This window comes from Kitasatospora griseola (assembly GCF_044999035.1).
In the GTDB taxonomy this organism is placed as follows: domain Bacteria; phylum Actinomycetota; class Actinomycetes; order Streptomycetales; family Streptomycetaceae; genus Kitasatospora; species Kitasatospora griseola.
On sequence record NZ_CP173360.1, the window covers coordinates 4,574,369 to 4,590,322 of the forward strand.

A 15,954-nucleotide genomic window follows, 5' to 3' on the forward strand; every position below is an offset into this window, starting at 1 on the left:
GTCCTCAGGGGCCGACGCGCAGCGGGGCGAGCGTCGTGACCACGTCCCCGGGGTTGTCGTCCTCGGAGTGCCACTCGTCGCTCGCCGAGCCCGCCGCCCACGAGGCCACCCCGAGCACCAGGTAGATCACCAGCAGCGCCTTCGCGGCCCCGGTCAGCACCAGCGGCCGGGTCGCGGAGCGCTGCGGCTCGGCGTTCGGCGGGTCGCCGAACACGCCCACGGGGTAGGAGGACGTGAGCATCATCAGGTACGCCTCGAACCGGACCCGGTAGCGCAGCACGGCGGCCGTGGCCTCGAACAGCGCCTGCGGCATCCGGCCCATGACCAGCACGACCAGCCAGTGGATCACCGACAGCGACCACCAGCCCGCCTGCAGCAGGCCCTGGACGATCGCGGCCGGAACGACCAGCAGCAGCCGGAAGAACACCGCTAGCCGGTTCAGCGGCTCGCCGGGGCGCACCTCGATCCGCACCGGGTGCTCGGGCGCGGCGAAGCGGAACGGCGGGTAGCGGTCGACCATCAGCAGCATCGAGGCGTAGACCCTGGTGTCGTACACCAGGAACCCGGACAGCCACTCGGCGGCGAACCGGGGGAGCCGGCCGGTGAACAGCGCGCCGAACCAGCCGATCACCGTGACCACGAAGGCCACGATCGACAGCAGCCACAGCACGATGAGCTGCGGGATCAGCAGCAGCAGGCGCAGCAGCACGGTGAGCCGGTTCTGGCGGGCGGACGGCGGGAGATCGAGGGCTGGCCGGAATTCGGTGCGGTCCACGACGGGCACGTCCCACCTGGGCTGTTCCATGGCGCGGCTCCCTGATCCCTGGTCAGCTGTCCGGATGGTCAGACAGTCCCAACCATTCCGGGCGGGCTGCTTGCCGGGCTGACCCGATCGGGCGACACCGGACGGCCGTTGTCCCCCGCCCGGTGGGTCGTGGGAGGGTATCCGGGTGAACGTCCTGGATCTGCTGCTGATCGCCGCCGCACTGGGCTTCGCCGTCTCCGGCTATCGGCAGGGATTCGTGGTCGGCGTGCTCTCGGTGCTCGGCTTCCTCGGCGGCGGCCTGATCGCCGTCCAGCTGCTCCCGCTGCTCCTGCGCCACCTCTCCCAGGGCACCACCGCCTCGGTGGTGGCGGTCGTGGTGGTGATCGTGCTCGCCGCGGTCGGCCAGGCCATCACCACCCACTTCGGCTGGAAGCTGCGCGGACGGATCGGCCGCGCCAAGGTCAAGACCCTGGACGCGGTCGGCGGCTCCCTGGTGAACGTGCTGTCCATGCTGCTGGTGGCCTGGCTGATCGGCTCGGCGCTGGCGGGCACCTCGCTGCCGACGGTCTCCAAGCAGGTCCGGACCTCCAAGGTGCTCGGCTCGGTGCAGTCGGCGCTGCCGTCCGACGCCCCGAACTGGTTCTCCGACTTCAGCAAGGAACTCGCCCGCAACGGCTTCCCGCAGGTGTTCAACCCGTTCGAGCAGGAGCCGATCACCGAGGTCGACCCGCCCGACCCGGCGCTGGCCGGCAGCGCGGGCGTGCAGAAGGCCAAGGGCTCGCTGGTGAAGGTGCTGGGCACCGCCCCCTCCTGCGGCAAGACCCTGGAGGGCTCCGGCTTCGTGTTCGCCCCGCACCGGGTGATGACCAACGCGCACGTGGTCGGCGGCGTCGACGAGCCGACCGTGCAGATCGGCGGCACCGGCCAGCTCTACGACGCCACCGTGGTCCGTTACGACTGGCAGCGCGACATCGCCGTGCTGGACGTCCCCCGGCTGAACGCCCCGCCGCTGACCTTCGCCGGCGAGGCCCGCAGCAACGACTCGGCGATCGTCGCGGGCTTCCCCGAGAACGGCGCCTTCAACGTCCAGCCCGCCCGCATCCGCGGCCGCATCCAGGCCAACGGCCCGGACATCTACCACCGCGGCCAGGTGGTCCGCGACGTCTACTCGATCCGCTCGCTGGTCCGCCAGGGCAACAGCGGCGGCCCGCTGCTCACCCCGGACGGTCAGGTGTACGGCGTGGTGTTCGCCAAGTCGCTGGACAGCTCCGACACCGGCTACGTGCTGACCGCCGCCGAGGTGAAGGAGGACGTCACCCAGGGCGCCACCGCCTCCGGCCGGGTCGACACCCAGGGCTGCGCGCTCTGACCGGCCGCCCGCCGCGCGTTCCCTGACGACCCGTCGGCGCTGCCTGGTAGCGTCGGCCGAGCTCACCCGAACGGCCCAGCCGGGTCGCCCCCGGCGGAGCCCGACGGGAGGTTCGACAGACGTCATGATGGGTCACTCGCACGCGGTCAGCGGCGCACTGCTCTTCGCGGCCACCGCGCCGTTCGTTCCACCGCTGATGGGGATCCATCTGTCGCCGGCCGAGGTGCTGATGGGCACCGTGCTGTGCGCCGGCGCGGCGCTGCTGCCGGACCTCGACCACCACGACGGGACGATCGCCAACTTCCTCGGCCCGGTCTCCAAGCTGCTGTGCCGCTTCGTCGCCTGGGCCTCCGGCGGCCACCGGCACGCCACCCACTCGCTGCTGTTCGTGGCCCTGATGGGCGGCGGCAGCTGGGCCGGCATCACCTTCCTGGGCCGCTGGTTCACCATCGGCCTGACCTTCTTCCTGCTCGCCATGGCGATCAAGGCGCTGCGCCTGCACCCGCCGGGCCACGGGCACGCGTCCTGGATCATCGTGGTCGGCCTGGCCGCGCTCGGCACCTTCGGCATGCTCACCTGGCTGCCCAACGCCCCGGGTTGGCTGCCGTACGCGGTGGCCCTGGGCACCCTGGCGCACCTGCTCGGCGACTGCCTGACCAAGCAGGGCTCACCGCTGCTGTGGCCGCACAAGGAGCGCTACGAGGTGGTCCTGATCAAGCGCACCGGCAATGACATGGAGACCAAGATCCTGGTCCCGGTGATGTCGGTGGCGACCTTCGGTCTGCTGCTGTGGTCCACCGCGATCTCGCCGAGCGTCCTGGGCTGAACCGGCGTCGGGGGCGAGCGCGGCCGGGGGCCGCGGGGAGAGCGGTCTCCTCGCGGCCCCCGGCCGTTCGCGGGTCGGGAGCGGGGCTACCCCTCCCGGCGGAGCCTCGCGCCGACCCAGCGGGCGCGCCGTCCGATGATCTTCGGAATGCCGAGCCGGTACCCCGTGCCGCGTGGCGTCCGCTCGGTGGGCCGGTAGGGCCACTCCGGCTGCGGGACGTGCTGCTGCGAGCTGCTGCTGCCACGGCGGCGTCGGCGCGGCTGGGCTTCTCGATCGGGCATCCAGGTCATACCGGAGGGATTCCCCTGGGCCGCCCGGAGTAACCGCCCCGCGCCATGCAACTGGCTTATGCGCTTGTCATATGAATATCGTCAAGTCCCGCGCGGCGCACCGGGATTGACGCCGAGTGGTCAGCCGTCCTTGTGCTGCCGGACCCACCCGATCAGCTCCGCCGTGAACTCCTCCGGCACCTCCTCGTGCGGGAAGTGCCCCACCCCCGGGAGCAGTCGCCACCGGTACGGCGCGGAGACGAACTCGCCCGCCCCCAGCGCGGTGCGCGACAGCAGCACCGGGTCGGAGGCGCCCTGCACGTGCAGCACCGGCGCGGTGATCTGCTTCTTCATCCGGCGCGCGAACTGGATGCCGTCCGGCCGGGCCATCGAGCGCATCAGCCAGCGGTACGGCTCGATCGAGCAGTGCGCGGTGCTCGGCACCTGGATCGCCCTGCGGTAGGACGTCACGGCCTCCTCGGGCAGCATGTTCGGCCCGGTCCAGGCCCGCAGGTAGTCGCCGACCAGCGCCCCGTCGTCCGCGACCAGCCGGCGCTCCGGGATCCACGGCCGCTGGAAGCCCAGCACGTGGTCGAACGCCGCGATCTGCTTCCGGTCGGTGAGCAGCGCCCGCCGCAGGTGCCGCGGGTGCGCGGCCGACACCACGGTCAGGCTGCGGATCACCGAGGGGCGCATCACCGCCGCCACCCAGGCCAGCGTGCCGCCGGTGCCGTGGCCCACCAGGTGCGCCTGCCGCTCGCCCAGCGAACGGATCACCCCGGTGACGTCCAGCGCCAGGTTGCCGGGGTCGTAGCCGCGCGGCGTGCGGTCCGAACCGCCCATCCCGCGCAGGTCCAGCGCCACCGCCCGGAAGCCCGCCTCGGCGAGCGCCGTCAGCTGGTGCCGCCACGCCCACCAGTACTCGGGCCAGCCGTGCACCAGCAGCACCAGCGGGCCCTCGCCGAGCTCGGCGATGTGGAAGCGCGCGCCGTTCGCGGCCAGATCGCGGTGCGTCCACGGCCCGGCCGAGCGGACGCTCCACGGCTCCCCGGCGCCCGGCCGGACGGGAACGGGGGCGGGCTCATCCACGGGCTTCTGGTCCAACGACATACCCGCAGCCTGTCATATCCGCGTCCTCCGTACCTGCCCGGCACTCACGGCCGGGCGCAAACCGTTACCGGCCGCCGGCTACTGGATCCGGCCCAGCGCCCGGTCGATCTCCTCCTTGGTGGCCGGCCGCGGCCGGGCGTTCTTCAGCACCTGCGCGGTGGCCTGCGCACCGGCGATGGTGCGCTCCGGCTTCCGGACCTTCTTGAAGTACCGGATCATCATGAACGCCAGGAACGCCGCGATCAGCACGTACGCGCCGCCGACGATGGCGAACGACCAGCCGGTCGTGATGCCCAGTGCCTGCAGGCCCCAGGCGAAGGCGAACGAGAACATCGGGATCGACGCCAGCGCCACCACGCCGGCCACCACTCCCGCCGCGGTGCCGATGCCGCCGCGCGTCACGTCCGCCTTGATCTCGGCCTTGGCCAGCGCGATCTCGTCGTGCACCAGGCTGGAGAGCTCGGCGGAGGCGGCGGCGAACAGTTCGCCGACGGTGCGCTCGCCCTCGTGCGGGATGCGGCCGTTGCCGTTCGGGTTGGTGGCTCCTGCGGCCATCGGCGGTCTCCACTTCGCGGGCTGGATGAGGCGTACTGAGGGTGCGTCACGCACGGGTGTCAGCTCAGCATCATGCCCCTACTGGCGAGTCGGGCACCACTCCGGGTCCCCGGCGGACGGCGTGTCACCGCTGTTGTTGGTACACATCGGGGATGCCGTCGCCGTCCGAGTCGCGGTCCTCGTCCTCGCACAGCTGCCGGTAGTACCGGTTGCGGCGCTTGAGCAGCAGGGTGCCGACCACCGCGCAGGTCAGCGAGCCCACCAGGACGGCCTCCTTGCACAGCTCGGCCAGGTGCGGGTCGTCGACGAACGCCAGGTCGCTGATCAGCAGCGACACCGTGAAGCCGATGCCCGCCACGGTGGACAGCGCGAACATGTCGGACCAGGTCAGCTGCGGGTTCAGGGTGGCCCGGGTGTAGCGGGCGGCCAGCCAGGTGCCGCCGAAGATGCCCACCGACTTGCCGACCAGCAGGCCGATCACGATGCCCAGCGGCGCGGCCTCGGTGAACACCTCGCCGAGCGCCTTCGCGGACACCGGCACCCCCGCCGCGAACAGCGCGAACATCGGCACCGCGAACCCCGCCGACAGCGGACGCACCAGGTGCTCGACGCGCTCGCCGGGGGAGTGCTCCTCGCCCTCCTCGCGGTGGCAGCGCAGGATCAGGCCCATCGCCACACCCGCCACCGTCGCGTGGATGCCGCTCTCGTGCATCAGCGCCCAGATCAGCACGCCCAGCGGCACGTACAGCCACCAGCCGCGCACCCCGCGCCGGTGCAGGAACCAGAACAGCACCAGCCCCGCCAGCGCCGCGCCCAGCGCCCAGAAGGTGATCCCGGTCGAGTAGAAGACCGCGATGATCAGGATCGCGATCAGGTCGTCCACCACCGCCAGGGTCAGCAGGAACGCTCGCAGCGCGGACGGCAGGTGACTGCCCACCACGGCCAGCACGCCCAGCGCGAACGCGATGTCGGTGGCGGTCGGGATCGCCCAGCCCGCCGGGTGCCCGTCGCCGACCACGTTCACCACCGTGTACAGCAGCGCCGGCAGCGCCACCCCGCAGACCGCCGCCACCACCGGCAGCAGCGCCGCGCTCGGGGTGCGCAGCTCCCCGGCCACGAACTCGCGCTTCAGCTCGATGCCCGCGACGAAGAAGAAGATCGTCAGCAGCCCGTCCTGCGCCCAGGCCTCCAGCGGCAGGTCCAGGTGCAGCGGCGCGGACGGGCCGAAGGTCACCTCGCGGACCGTCTCGTAGGCGTGCGGCCAGACGTTGGCCCAGATCAGCGCGGCGACGGCGGCGACCAGCAGCAGGATCCCGCCGACCGTCTCGGTGCGCAGCGCGTCGGCGATGAAGCGGCGTTCGGGCAGCGGGAGCAGGCCGAGGAACTGACGGCGCTCGTTGGACGGGCTTGCCACGGGGGGACCTCCTGAGGCGGGCGGCATGCGGACACACGGGTGGTGCAGTGCCGACCAGACTTCCCGGCGCGCCTCAGGACCTTGATGATTCCTTGACATCCTACGGGGCGCGGCAAGAGGTATGTCGTTCTGTCCTACTTTATGAGCGTTCGGGCCGCCGGGAACGGCAACGGGCCGGGCCCGCCCCGATGTCTCACGGAGCGGGCCCGGCCCGTTGCCTGACGGAGGATCAGCCCTCGGAGCCGTTGGCCGTCTGCTGGGACTGGATGAGGTTCATCACCGAGGAATCGGCCAGCGTGGTGGTGTCGCCCACCTCGCGGCCCTCGGCGATGTCACGCAGCAGGCGGCGCATGATCTTGCCGGAGCGGGTCTTCGGCAGCTCGGAGACCACGTTGATCTGCTTCGGCTTGGCGATCGGGCCGAGCGTCCGGCCCACGTGGTTGCGGAGCTCCGCGACCAGGTCGGCGCTGTCGGTGGCCGAGCCGCGCAGGATCACGAACGCCACGATCGCCTGGCCGGTGGTGGCGTCGGTCGCGCCGACCACCGCGGACTCGGCGACCGCCGGGTGGCCGACCAGCGCCGACTCGACCTCGGTGGTCGAGATGTTGTGGCCGGACACCAGCATCACGTCGTCCACCCGGCCGAGCAGCCAGATGTCGCCGTCCTCGTCCTTCTTCGCACCGTCACCGGCGAAGTAGCGGCCCTCGAACCGCGACCAGTAGGTGTCGATGTAGCGCTGGTCGTCGCCCCAGATGGTGCGCAGCATGGACGGCCACGGCTCGGTCAGCACCAGGTAGCCGCCGGAGCCGTTGGGCACCTCGCGGGCCTCGTCGTCCACCACGGTGGCGGCGATGCCCGGCAGTGCGCGCTGGGCCGAGCCCGGCTTGGTCTCGGTGACGCCCGGCAGCGGGCTGATCATCATCGCGCCGGTCTCGGTCTGCCACCAGGTGTCGACGATCGGGGTCTTGCCCGCGCCGATGTGCTCCCGGTACCAGACCCACGCCTCCGGGTTGATCGGCTCGCCGACCGAGCCCAGCACCCGCAGGCTCGACAGGTCGTAGCGGGCCGGGATGTCGTCGCCCCACTTCATGAAGGTGCGGATCGCGGTGGGCGCCGTGTAGAGGATGGTGACGCCGTACTTCTGCACGATCTCCCAGAACCGGCCCTGGTGCGGGGTGTCCGGGGTGCCTTCGTAGATCACCTGGGTGGCGCCGTTGGAGAGCGGGCCGTAGACGATGTACGAGTGGCCGGTGACCCAGCCGATGTCGGCGGTGCACCAGTAGACGTCGGTCTCCGGCTTCAGGTCGAACACCGCGTGGTGGGTGTAGCTCGCCTGGGTCAGGTAGCCGCCCGAGGTGTGCAGGATGCCCTTGGGCTTACCGGTGGTGCCCGAGGTGTACAGGATGAACAGCGGCTGCTCGGCGTCGTGCGCCTCGGGGGTGTGCTCGGCGGACTGGGCGTCGACCAACTCGTGCCACCAGACGTCGCGGCCCTCGGTCCAGGCCACCTCCTCGCCGGTGCGGCGGACGACCAGGACCTTCTCCACGCCGTCGACCTTGGTCAGCGCCTCGTCGATGGCCGGCTTCAGCGCGGACGGCTTGCCGCGGCGGTAGCCGCCGTCGGCGGTGATCACCACCTTGGCGTCGGCGTCCTGGATGCGGGAGGCCACCGCGTCGGCCGAGAAGCCGCCGAAGACCACCGAGTGGGCGGCGCCGATGCGGGCGCAGGCGAGCATCGAGACCACCGCCTCGGGGATCATCGGCAGGTAGACGGCGACCCGGTCGCCCTTGGCCACGCCCAGCTCCTGCAGCGCGTTGGCCGCCTTGGAGACCTCGTCCTTCAGCTGCGCGTAGGTGATCGCCCGGCTGTCGCCCGGCTCACCCTCGAAGTGGATCGCGACCCGGTCGCCGTTGCCCGCCTCGACGTGCCGGTCGACGCAGTTGTACGCCACGTTGAGCTTGCCGTCCGCGAACCACTTGGCGAACGGCGGGTTCGACCAGTCCAGGGTCTCGGTGGGCTCGACCGCCCAGCTCAGTCGGCGGGCCTGCTCGGCCCAGAAGGCCAGCCGGTCCTCGGAAGCCTGGGCGTAGGCGTCGGCGGTGACGTTGGCGGAGGCGGCGAGCTCCGCGGGCGGGGCGAAGCGCCGCTCCTCCTTGAGCAGGTTGGCCAGGCTCTCGTTGCTCAACGCGCACTCCTCATCGAGTCTCAAATACCGGGAACCCCGTGCGGAGGGATGGTCCCGTGTGTCCCAGCGCACAGCTCACCAGGCCAAGAGCCGTGTTGACAAGAGGCTCCGGAAAATTGGTGTAGACCTTTGACCGGCAGCAGGCTGCGCCCCTGGTGGATGCCCCCGATGCCGCTCGGCCGGTCCACCCCGACGCCTTCCCGCCCCCGGCTCCGATCAATCCCGCACAGCACCTTGACGACCCCCGGCCCCGGTACTCCACTGACGGTACGCAACCCATCACCGTACGCGACAGTGACGGGGGTTCTGCATGACCGACACCTCACCCCGGCCCGGCGACTTCGCGGTCGTCCGCATGGACGGCCGCACCGGCCGCCTGATCCGGATCGGCCAATTCCTCAACGGCGACGGATTCTCCGACTACGAACACGCCTTCGTCTTCGTCGGCGACGGCCTCGTGGTCGAGGCCCAGCCCGGCGGCGCGGCACTCGACCCGCTCGGCAACTACGACGGACACCCCGTGCTCTGGTCCACCGGCCACATCCCGCTCACCGACGACCAGCGCACCGCCATCACCACCGCCGCCCATTCCTACCTCGGCACCCCCTACTCCTTCGCCGACTACCTCGCCCTCGGCGCCGCCCGCCTGCGCCTCCCCGCGGGCCCGCTGCTGCGCAAGTACGTCGCCTCCACCAAGCACATGATCTGCTCGCAACTCGTCGATCAGTGCTACCAGGACGCCGGTGTCCACCTGTTCGACGACCACCGCTGGCCCGGCTACGTCACCCCGGCGGACCTCGCCAACCTGCTCCGCCGCCGCACCGGCGGCTGACGCACAACCAGGGGCGCTGGAGAACCCTCCACGCGCCCCTGTCTCCTTCTTCACGACCGGCAGTCGGCGGTCCCGCGAACGGTGACCCGCGACCGGCGATCGATCGCCGAACGGCCCGCTACGCGGCCAGTTCGGGTTCCGGCTCCCGCTCGGCCTCCGCGTGCACCGGTGCGAAGCGGCCGGACTGACCGTCCATCACATAGGCCTGCGCGGAGGCGAAGTCGAAGTACATCCCGACCAGGCGCAGCGACCCGTCCGACACCCGGCGCTCGACGGCCGGATTGGCCATCAGCTGGTCGAGCTGCTGCACCACATTGGTGATGCACAGCTGCTCGACCACATCCACTGCTGCGCGGCCCTCGAACTCCGCCGGGGCCCGGCGCAGTCGGGCCAGCGAGCCGCGGCCGTTGCGCAGCCACCTGGCCAGTGCCGTGGGCGGCCCGGGCTGCTCCGTCACGCCGTCCAGCAGGGCCTTCATCGCGCCGCAGCCGGAGTGCCCGCAGACCGTGATCGAGGCGACCTCCAGCACCTCCACCGCGTACTGGACGGCCGCGGCCACCGAGTCGTCCGCCGCGCCCGGCTCGTGCGGGGCGGGCACCAGGTTGCCGACGTTGCGGACGGTGAAGAGATCGCCCGGGCCGGAACTGGTGATCATGCTGGTGACCATCCGGGAATCCGCGCAGGTGAGGAAGAGCTGCGAGGGGGTCTGGCCGTCGCGCGCCAGCCGGGCCAGCTCGTGGCGGACCAGCGGGGCGGTGTGCTGCTGGAAGCCGCGCACCCCGTGCAGCAGCCGGACGTGCGGATCGTCCTCGTCCCGCTCGATGCAGTGGTGGCCCACCCAGGGCGTCCAGCCGCTGCAGCGGTGTGCCCCGGGGGCGTCGTCGACCAGGACGGTGCCGTCGGGATCGAGCACCTCCTGCGCCTGGGGGTCCGTCAGCATCGCGACCTGGGCGCCCGTGGCCTGATGGTCGGCACGCCAGGCGTGCAGCGCCTCGAACGCGGCGTGGTCGAGGAACGAGCCGTCGTGCCGGACCGTCACCCGGGCGCCGGCCGGGATCCGGGCGAAGGCCCGGCTCAGCTTGGGGACGGCCACGAACGTCAGCGGACCGTGGGTGCGGACGGTGCAGGAGCCGTCCGGCTCGGTGGTCACCTCGACGTGGGCCCGCGTCAGCCGGTAGAGGGCGAGCAGCACGGCGACCGAGCCGCCGAGGACCACCCCGAGCGGGACGCCGAGCAGCACCACGCCGAGCACGGTGGCCAGGTAGACCGGGAACTCGCGGTGCCGGTGCACCCGGCGGATGTGCGCGAAGCTCACCATCTGCACGCCGACCACCAGCACCAGCGCGGCCAGCGCCGCCAGTGGGATCCGGCGCAGCCCCGCGGTCAGCGCCAGCGCCGCGACCAGCACCCAGCAGCCGTGCAGCACCGCGGACGCCCGGGTGGCCGCCCCCGCCTGCACGTTGGCCGTGGAGCGCACCGCACCGCCGGCCACCGGAAGCCCGCCGAGGAGCCCGGAGAGCAGGTTGGACACGCCCTGGGCGCGCAGCTCGCGATCCAGGTCGCCGGCGCGGCGGGTCATCCGGTCGACGGCGACGGAGGACAGCAGGGACTCGACGCCGGCCACCGCGGCGACCGTGAGCACCAGGCCGAGCAGCGCCGCCCAGTGGTCGGCCAGCACGCCCGGCGAGGGTGGCGCGAAGAACTGGTGGTGCTCCCAGACCGGGAGCTCGACCCGGGCCAGGCTCAGTTCGGCGATCAGCGAGAGCGCAGTGGCGGCGGCGACCGCGACCAGTGCGGCGGGCAGCCGGGCCAGCCGGGCGCCGAACCGGCCGGCCGGGCCCGGCAGCCGAGCGAGCCTCGGCCAGCCGTACAGCACGGCGAGCGCCAGCAGGCCGACCATCAGCGCGGGTGGGTGCGGGCCGGCCAGCTCGGCGGGCAGCGAGCGCAGGTCGGCCAGGGCCGAACTGTGCGGCGAGCCGCCGAGGATGACGTGCAGTTGGGCGATCGCGATGGTGAGGCCCACCCCGGCCAGCAGGCCGTGCACCACGGCGGGGGAGACCGCGAGCGCGGCGCGGGCCACCCGCAGGGAGCCGAGCAGCAGTTGCAGCAGACCGGCGGCGATCGTCACCAGGCAGGCGATCTGCCAGCCGAACTGGGCGATCACCCCGGCGGTGACCACGGTGAGCGCGGCGGACGGCCCGCTGACCTGCAAATGGGTGCCGCCGAGCAGGCCGGCCACCAGCCCGCCCACGGCGGCGGCGACCAGACCGGACGTCAGCGGCGCGCCGGTGGCCAGCGCGATGCCGAGCGAGAACGGCACGGCGATCAGGAACACCGCGAGCGAGGCCGGCAGGTCGTGCGCCAGCAGCGCGCGCACCCGCCGCCCGGCCAGCGAAGCCAGACCGGCGGGCGGGGCGTGGCCGACCGGCGGGGCGTGGTCGGTGGTGTCGGAGGCGATGGGGGCACTGGAGATGTCGAGGGGCATGTCTCTTCCCGTCTTCTTCCGGGGGAGCGGACGCAGTCACGTCCGGCGGTGGGGTCTCGGTCGGATCGGCTGTCGTGGGTCGCAGCGGGCGTGGGGAGCGGCCGGACGACGGGTGGCCGCTCGGGCCCGGGAGGCGCGGCGACGGCCAGTGGCGACCCGGGTTCAAGACTTGGTAAACCGAGAGTAATGAGACCTTTGCACAGCGTGCGCGCGAGGTGGAAGCGCAAAAAGGGCTTTTCACCACATCGTGTGGTACCCGAACCAGACGGGAATTCGCCGGAAACGCCAAGGGCCGGCCCGTCCAGCAGGACGGACCGGCCCCTCGGGCGGGCGGGCTCAGACCCCGGCGGTCCGGGCCTGTTCGATGCCCAGCACGTAGTCCGGGGCCACCTGGGTGGCCAGGTCCGCGCCGATCTTGGCGTTGCCCCAGCTCTCCGCGTTGCGCAGGTGGAACCGGACCGCCTGGGCGCTGTAGCGACCCGGGTCGCGCAGCTGGTGCGCGGCGTCCGCGGCCGTCCGCAGCCGACCCAGCACCTCGCGGTTGGCCGGCTCCAGCTCGCGCAGCGGCGGCTCGTCCCCGCGCTCCAGCCGCCGCACCCAGTCGGAGTGCCCGAACGCGGCGTACAGGTCGTCGCCGACCTCGCGGCGCAGGAAGTCGAGGTCGTCCGCGCTCTGCACCTTGTTGCCGATCACCCGCAGGTGGACGTCGAAGTCCTGGGCGTACTCCTTGTACTGGCGGTACACCGAGACACCCTTGCGGGTCGGCTCGGCGACCAGGAAGGTCAGGTCGAAGCGGGTGAACAGGCCGGAGGCGAACGAGTCCGAGCCGGCCGTCATGTCGGTGACCAGGTACTCGTCCGGGCCGTCCAGCAGGTGGTTGAGCAGCAGTTCCACCGCGCCGACCTTGGAGTGGTAGCAGGCCACCCCGAGGTCCTCCTCGGTGAACGCGCCGGTCGCCATCAGCCGCACCGAGCCCTCGTCCAGGGCGATCGGTCGGGCGCAGGCCGCGTAGACCGGGTTCTCCTCGACGATCCGCAGCAGCCGGGAGCCGGGGCCGGGCGGGGTGGTCTTGATCATCTCCTCGGCGGAACGGATCAGCGGGTTGGCGCCGCGCAGGTACTCCTTGATCTCCGGCAGGTGAGCGCCGAGCGAGGGCAGCGCCGCGGCCTGGGCGTCCGTCAGGCCGAGCGCCGGGCCCAGATGTTGGTTGATGTCAGCGTCGACGGCGACCACCGGACAGCCGGCGGCGGCCAGGTGGCGGATGAACAGTGCGGACAGGGTGGTCTTGCCGCTGCCGCCCTTGCCGACGAAGGCGATCTTCATCTGAGTCTCCGGCTCTGTGGCTCTGTAGTGCTGTAGCTCTGCGGTGCCGCGGCTCTGTGTGCCGCGCGCTGCCTGGGGGTGCGGGGGTGCGGTGGCACTGCCGCCTGCGGGCGCGCTCATGGGGGCCGCGCTTGTTGGAAATCGTTATCGTCACCGATTGCGGCTCATGCTAGCGGTGGTTTGGGGTGCAGCACATGGGGGAAAGGCGGATTGCCACGAAAGGGTGACCCGGGGGTTGCCGCCCGGTCGCCCCGTCGATTCATTACTCTCGGGTAGGTGACCACAGGAACAGACCCGCTCGCCCCGCTGGCCCAGCTGGCCGGGGTCCCCGAGGCCGTCGCCGAGGTGCGCAAGAACGTCGACCGCCTCTACGGGCACCGCGTGATGCGGCGCCGGGCGGGCGAGGTGACGTCCGAGTCCGCACTGCGCGGCGCCCGCGCCTCCGCCGCCCTGGAAGGCGCCGACTGGCCGCTGGAGGAGGTCCGCCGTCGCACCGACTTCGGCGCCGACCCCGAGGCCCGGACGATCGGCGCCGCCCTGCGCCTCTCGGCCGAGGCCGGCCAGCTGCTCAGCATCTGGCGCACCTCCCCGCTCCAGGTGCTGGCCCGCCTCCACCTGCTCGCCGTCGGCGACGCCGACCCGTCCGCCGGCCGCCCGCGCCGCGCCGGGGAGAGCGCCGCGCCGCTGTTCCCGCGCGAAATCGCCGCCACCGAAGGCGTCGCGCCCGACGGACCGGTCGGCGAAATCCCGCCGCCGCCCGCCGCCGACGAGGTGGCCGCCCGCCTCGACCAGCTCGCCGGACTGCTGGCCGCCCGCGCCGAACGCCCCACCGGCGGCGCGCCCGCCCTGGTGGTGGCCGCCGTCGTGCACGGCGAACTGCTCGCGCTGCGCCCCTTCGGCGACTACAACGGCCTGGTCGCCCGCACCGCCCAGCGGATCGTGCTGACCGCCGAGGGCCTCGACCCGAAGGCGATCTGCCCCGCCGAGGTCGGCCTCGCCGAACTCGGCACCGACGCCTACCGGCAGGCGCTGCTGGGCTACCTGGAGGGCACCCCCGAGGGCATGGCCCGCTGGCTCACCCACTGCGCCGCCGGTCTCGGCCTCGGCGTTCGCGAGAGCACGGCGGTGTGCGAGGCGATGCAGCGCGGCATGGTCTGAACCGGCGGACGCCCCGGCGCAGTTGCGGTTGGTCCGGGAACACGGTCGCGGCCGCCTCGGAGGCGCGGCTGCGGCCGGTCCGCGGGTATGGCTGCGGCCGGTCCGCGGGTATGGCTGCGGTCGGTCCGGGGGGTGTGGCTGCGGTTGGTCCGTGAACGCGGTTGCGGCGACGTCCGAGACTTCCGGGCGTCGCCGCTGGCACGGAGACCGGGTTACCAGTGCATGCACCGTGCAATGCCCATCAGGCGGGGTCCTGTTGCCCTTCGCCTGGTGCGGCGGCCCGACAGCGGGTCGGCTGCATGTGGGTGCCCGATTGTCCGTGCGTGGGGTCCGTGGGGCCTGAACTGCGTTGTCGGATCGACCCTGTTGGGTCCTGACCGGGTCTCGCGGGCCTAACCCATTTCTACCGCAGATCGGACAAAAGGGGAACCCGGAAAAGGGTGGTTTACCGGGTTCCCATGCGGTTTGTCCGATTTGGTGAATCGCGGCCTCGTGCAGGGCCGTTCCGCCCGCTGCAGCCGGTGATGCTGCGGCCGATGGTGTCGCGGGATCAGGCCGTCGGGCGCCGCCGCCGTGCGCTGTACCAGAGCACCCCGGCCGTCAGCGCCGCCGCGCCGACCGCCACCGCGGCCAGTACCGAACGGCTGGGCGCGTGGAACTCCGGGAGCCTGCGCGTCAGTTCGACCGGCCGACTGAACACCAGCACCGGCCACTCGCGGGCCACCGCCTCCTTCCGCAGCGCCCGGTCCGGGTTCACCGCGGCCGGGTGGCCGACCGTCTCCAGCATCGGCAGGTCGGTCGAGGAGTCGCTGTACGCATAGCAGTTGGCGAGGTCGTAGCCCTCCCGCTCGGCCAGCTCGCGGATCGCGGCCGCCTTGTTCTCGGCGTACGCGTAGTACTCGATCTCGCCGGTGTAGCGGCCGTCCTCGACGTGCAGGCGAGTGGCGATCACGTGGTCCGCGCCCAGCAGTTGGCCGATCGGCTCGACCACCTCGGAGCCGGAGCTGCTGACGATCACCACGTCCCGCCCGGCCGCGTGGTGCTGCTCGATCAGCGAGGCGGCCTCGTCGTAGATGATCGGGTCGATCATGCCGTGCAGGGTCTCCGCGACGATCTCCCGCACCTGCTGGACGTTCCAGCCCCGGGTGAGCGCCGACAGGTAGGCCCGCATCTTCTCCATCTGGTCGTGGTCCGCGCCGCCGACCAGGAAGACGAACTGGGCGTAGGCGCTCTTCACCACCGAGCGACGGTTGATCAGGCCGCCCTGGTAGAACGGCCGGCTGAAGGCGAGCGCACTGGACTTGGCGATGATCGTCTTGTCGAGGTCGAAGAAGGCGGCGGTCCGCGGCACGCCGTACCCGGGTCGGGTGGGCCCTGTGGTGTCCGTCACGGGCTCGGCGGAGTCCGGTGCGTCGGAGTCGGCACCGCGGTCGGCGAAGTCGGCGTTCTCGGTGGTGTCCACGGGAACCGAGGATAGAGGGACCGGCAAAACAGGCGGCCATTCGGTGGACCCGTGGGCGTGCGGGTTTGTGTTTCTGAGCGGTCGGGTACACCATGGAAGTCACGGATCGTTCGCGCGACCGTGCTAACCCGGTCCGGCTCCTCCCCCCCGAGCCGGGCCGTGGATAGACGACCCCCGCTCTCCCCCCCGGCGGGGGTCGT

The 15,954-nt window shown here is 72.2% G+C and carries 13 protein-coding genes; 4 read left to right on the forward strand and 9 right to left on the reverse strand.

Features of this window, described 5'->3' with window-relative positions:
- Positions 1 to 4 precede the first annotated feature (4 nt).
- The gene (locus ACI1MP_RS20775) at positions 5 to 805 is read right to left on the reverse strand and encodes a DUF4389 domain-containing protein (RefSeq protein ID WP_380335668.1); all 801 of its coding nucleotides are present in this window, start codon (positions 803 to 805) and stop codon (positions 5 to 7) included.
- 145 nt (positions 806 to 950) lie between these two features.
- Between ACI1MP_RS20775 and ACI1MP_RS20780 the strand changes: the two genes are divergently transcribed.
- Both ACI1MP_RS20780 and ACI1MP_RS20785 read left to right on the forward strand, forming a co-directional pair.
- Complete coding sequence (locus tag ACI1MP_RS20780; RefSeq protein ID WP_380335670.1) at positions 951 to 2,135, forward strand: MarP family serine protease; 1,185 nt, start codon at positions 951 to 953, stop codon at positions 2,133 to 2,135.
- Positions 2,136 to 2,259: 124 nt separating this feature from the next.
- Positions 2,260 to 2,961 carry a metal-dependent hydrolase gene (locus ACI1MP_RS20785; protein WP_232734126.1) on the forward strand — a complete coding sequence of 234 codons (702 nt, stop codon included), beginning with the start codon at positions 2,260 to 2,262 and terminating at the stop codon, positions 2,959 to 2,961.
- Positions 2,962 to 3,047: 86 nt separating this feature from the next.
- On the opposite strand, the gene ACI1MP_RS20790 is transcribed toward ACI1MP_RS20785, so the two are convergent.
- From ACI1MP_RS20790 to acs, 5 genes are all read right to left on the reverse strand, one after another.
- Positions 3,048 to 3,242 carry a hypothetical protein gene (locus ACI1MP_RS20790; protein WP_229848338.1) on the reverse strand — a complete coding sequence of 65 codons (195 nt, stop codon included), beginning with the start codon at positions 3,240 to 3,242 and terminating at the stop codon, positions 3,048 to 3,050.
- A 129-nt stretch (positions 3,243 to 3,371) separates the two neighbouring features.
- Positions 3,372 to 4,319, reverse strand: coding sequence for an alpha/beta fold hydrolase (locus ACI1MP_RS20795; protein ID WP_043916541.1), 948 nt, complete (start codon positions 4,317 to 4,319; stop codon positions 3,372 to 3,374).
- A gap of 99 nt (positions 4,320 to 4,418) precedes the next feature.
- Complete coding sequence (locus ACI1MP_RS20800) at positions 4,419 to 4,895, reverse strand: phage holin family protein (protein WP_043915054.1); 477 nt, start codon at positions 4,893 to 4,895, stop codon at positions 4,419 to 4,421.
- A 124-nt stretch (positions 4,896 to 5,019) separates the two neighbouring features.
- Complete coding sequence (gene nhaA, locus ACI1MP_RS20805; RefSeq protein WP_198520586.1) at positions 5,020 to 6,309, reverse strand: Na+/H+ antiporter NhaA; 1,290 nt, start codon at positions 6,307 to 6,309, stop codon at positions 5,020 to 5,022.
- A gap of 229 nt (positions 6,310 to 6,538) precedes the next feature.
- Positions 6,539 to 8,494: an acetate--CoA ligase gene (acs, locus tag ACI1MP_RS20810; protein ID WP_380335678.1), complete on the reverse strand. Its 1,956-nt coding sequence runs from the start codon at positions 8,492 to 8,494 to the stop codon at positions 6,539 to 6,541.
- 310 nt (positions 8,495 to 8,804) lie between these two features.
- On the opposite strand from acs, the gene ACI1MP_RS20815 reads away from it, so the two are divergent.
- Positions 8,805 to 9,326: a hypothetical protein gene (locus tag ACI1MP_RS20815; protein WP_404869225.1), complete on the forward strand. Its 522-nt coding sequence runs from the start codon at positions 8,805 to 8,807 to the stop codon at positions 9,324 to 9,326.
- 118 nt (positions 9,327 to 9,444) lie between these two features.
- Here the strand turns inward: ACI1MP_RS20815 and ACI1MP_RS20820 are convergent, their stop codons facing one another.
- Together ACI1MP_RS20820 and ACI1MP_RS20825 are read right to left on the reverse strand one after the other, a co-directional pair.
- A complete protein-coding gene (locus ACI1MP_RS20820) occupies positions 9,445 to 11,811 on the reverse strand; it encodes a SulP family inorganic anion transporter (RefSeq protein WP_380335682.1) in 2,367 nt (788 codons plus the stop codon).
- Positions 11,812 to 12,147: 336 nt separating this feature from the next.
- On the reverse strand, positions 12,148 to 13,134 hold the full coding sequence (locus tag ACI1MP_RS20825; RefSeq protein ID WP_100588183.1) for an ATP-binding protein: 987 nt from the start codon (positions 13,132 to 13,134) through the stop codon (positions 12,148 to 12,150).
- A gap of 276 nt (positions 13,135 to 13,410) precedes the next feature.
- On the opposite strand from ACI1MP_RS20825, the gene ACI1MP_RS20830 reads away from it, so the two are divergent.
- Positions 13,411 to 14,292, forward strand: coding sequence for an oxidoreductase (locus ACI1MP_RS20830; protein WP_404869226.1), 882 nt, complete (start codon positions 13,411 to 13,413; stop codon positions 14,290 to 14,292).
- A gap of 550 nt (positions 14,293 to 14,842) precedes the next feature.
- Here the strand turns inward: ACI1MP_RS20830 and ACI1MP_RS20835 are convergent.
- Positions 14,843 to 15,643, reverse strand: coding sequence for an HAD family phosphatase (locus ACI1MP_RS20835; protein WP_100588331.1), 801 nt, complete (start codon positions 15,641 to 15,643; stop codon positions 14,843 to 14,845).
- Positions 15,644 to 15,954 lie beyond the last annotated feature (311 nt).

Coding starts and splice junctions, on each gene's coding strand:
- ACI1MP_RS20785 (WP_232734126.1), top strand. CDS start 2,260: ATGATGGGTCACTCGCACGCGGTCAGCGGCGCACTGCTCTTCGCGGCC.
- ACI1MP_RS20820 (WP_380335682.1), bottom strand. CDS start 11,811: ATGCCCCTCGACATCTCCAGTGCCCCCATCGCCTCCGACACCACCGAC.
- ACI1MP_RS20815 (WP_404869225.1), top strand. CDS start 8,805: ATGACCGACACCTCACCCCGGCCCGGCGACTTCGCGGTCGTCCGCATG.
- ACI1MP_RS20825 (WP_100588183.1), bottom strand. CDS start 13,134: ATGAAGATCGCCTTCGTCGGCAAGGGCGGCAGCGGCAAGACCACCCTG.
- ACI1MP_RS20790 (WP_229848338.1), bottom strand. CDS start 3,242: ATGCCCGATCGAGAAGCCCAGCCGCGCCGACGCCGCCGTGGCAGCAGC.
- ACI1MP_RS20800 (WP_043915054.1), bottom strand. CDS start 4,895: ATGGCCGCAGGAGCCACCAACCCGAACGGCAACGGCCGCATCCCGCAC.
- ACI1MP_RS20775 (WP_380335668.1), bottom strand. CDS start 805: ATGGAACAGCCCAGGTGGGACGTGCCCGTCGTGGACCGCACCGAATTC.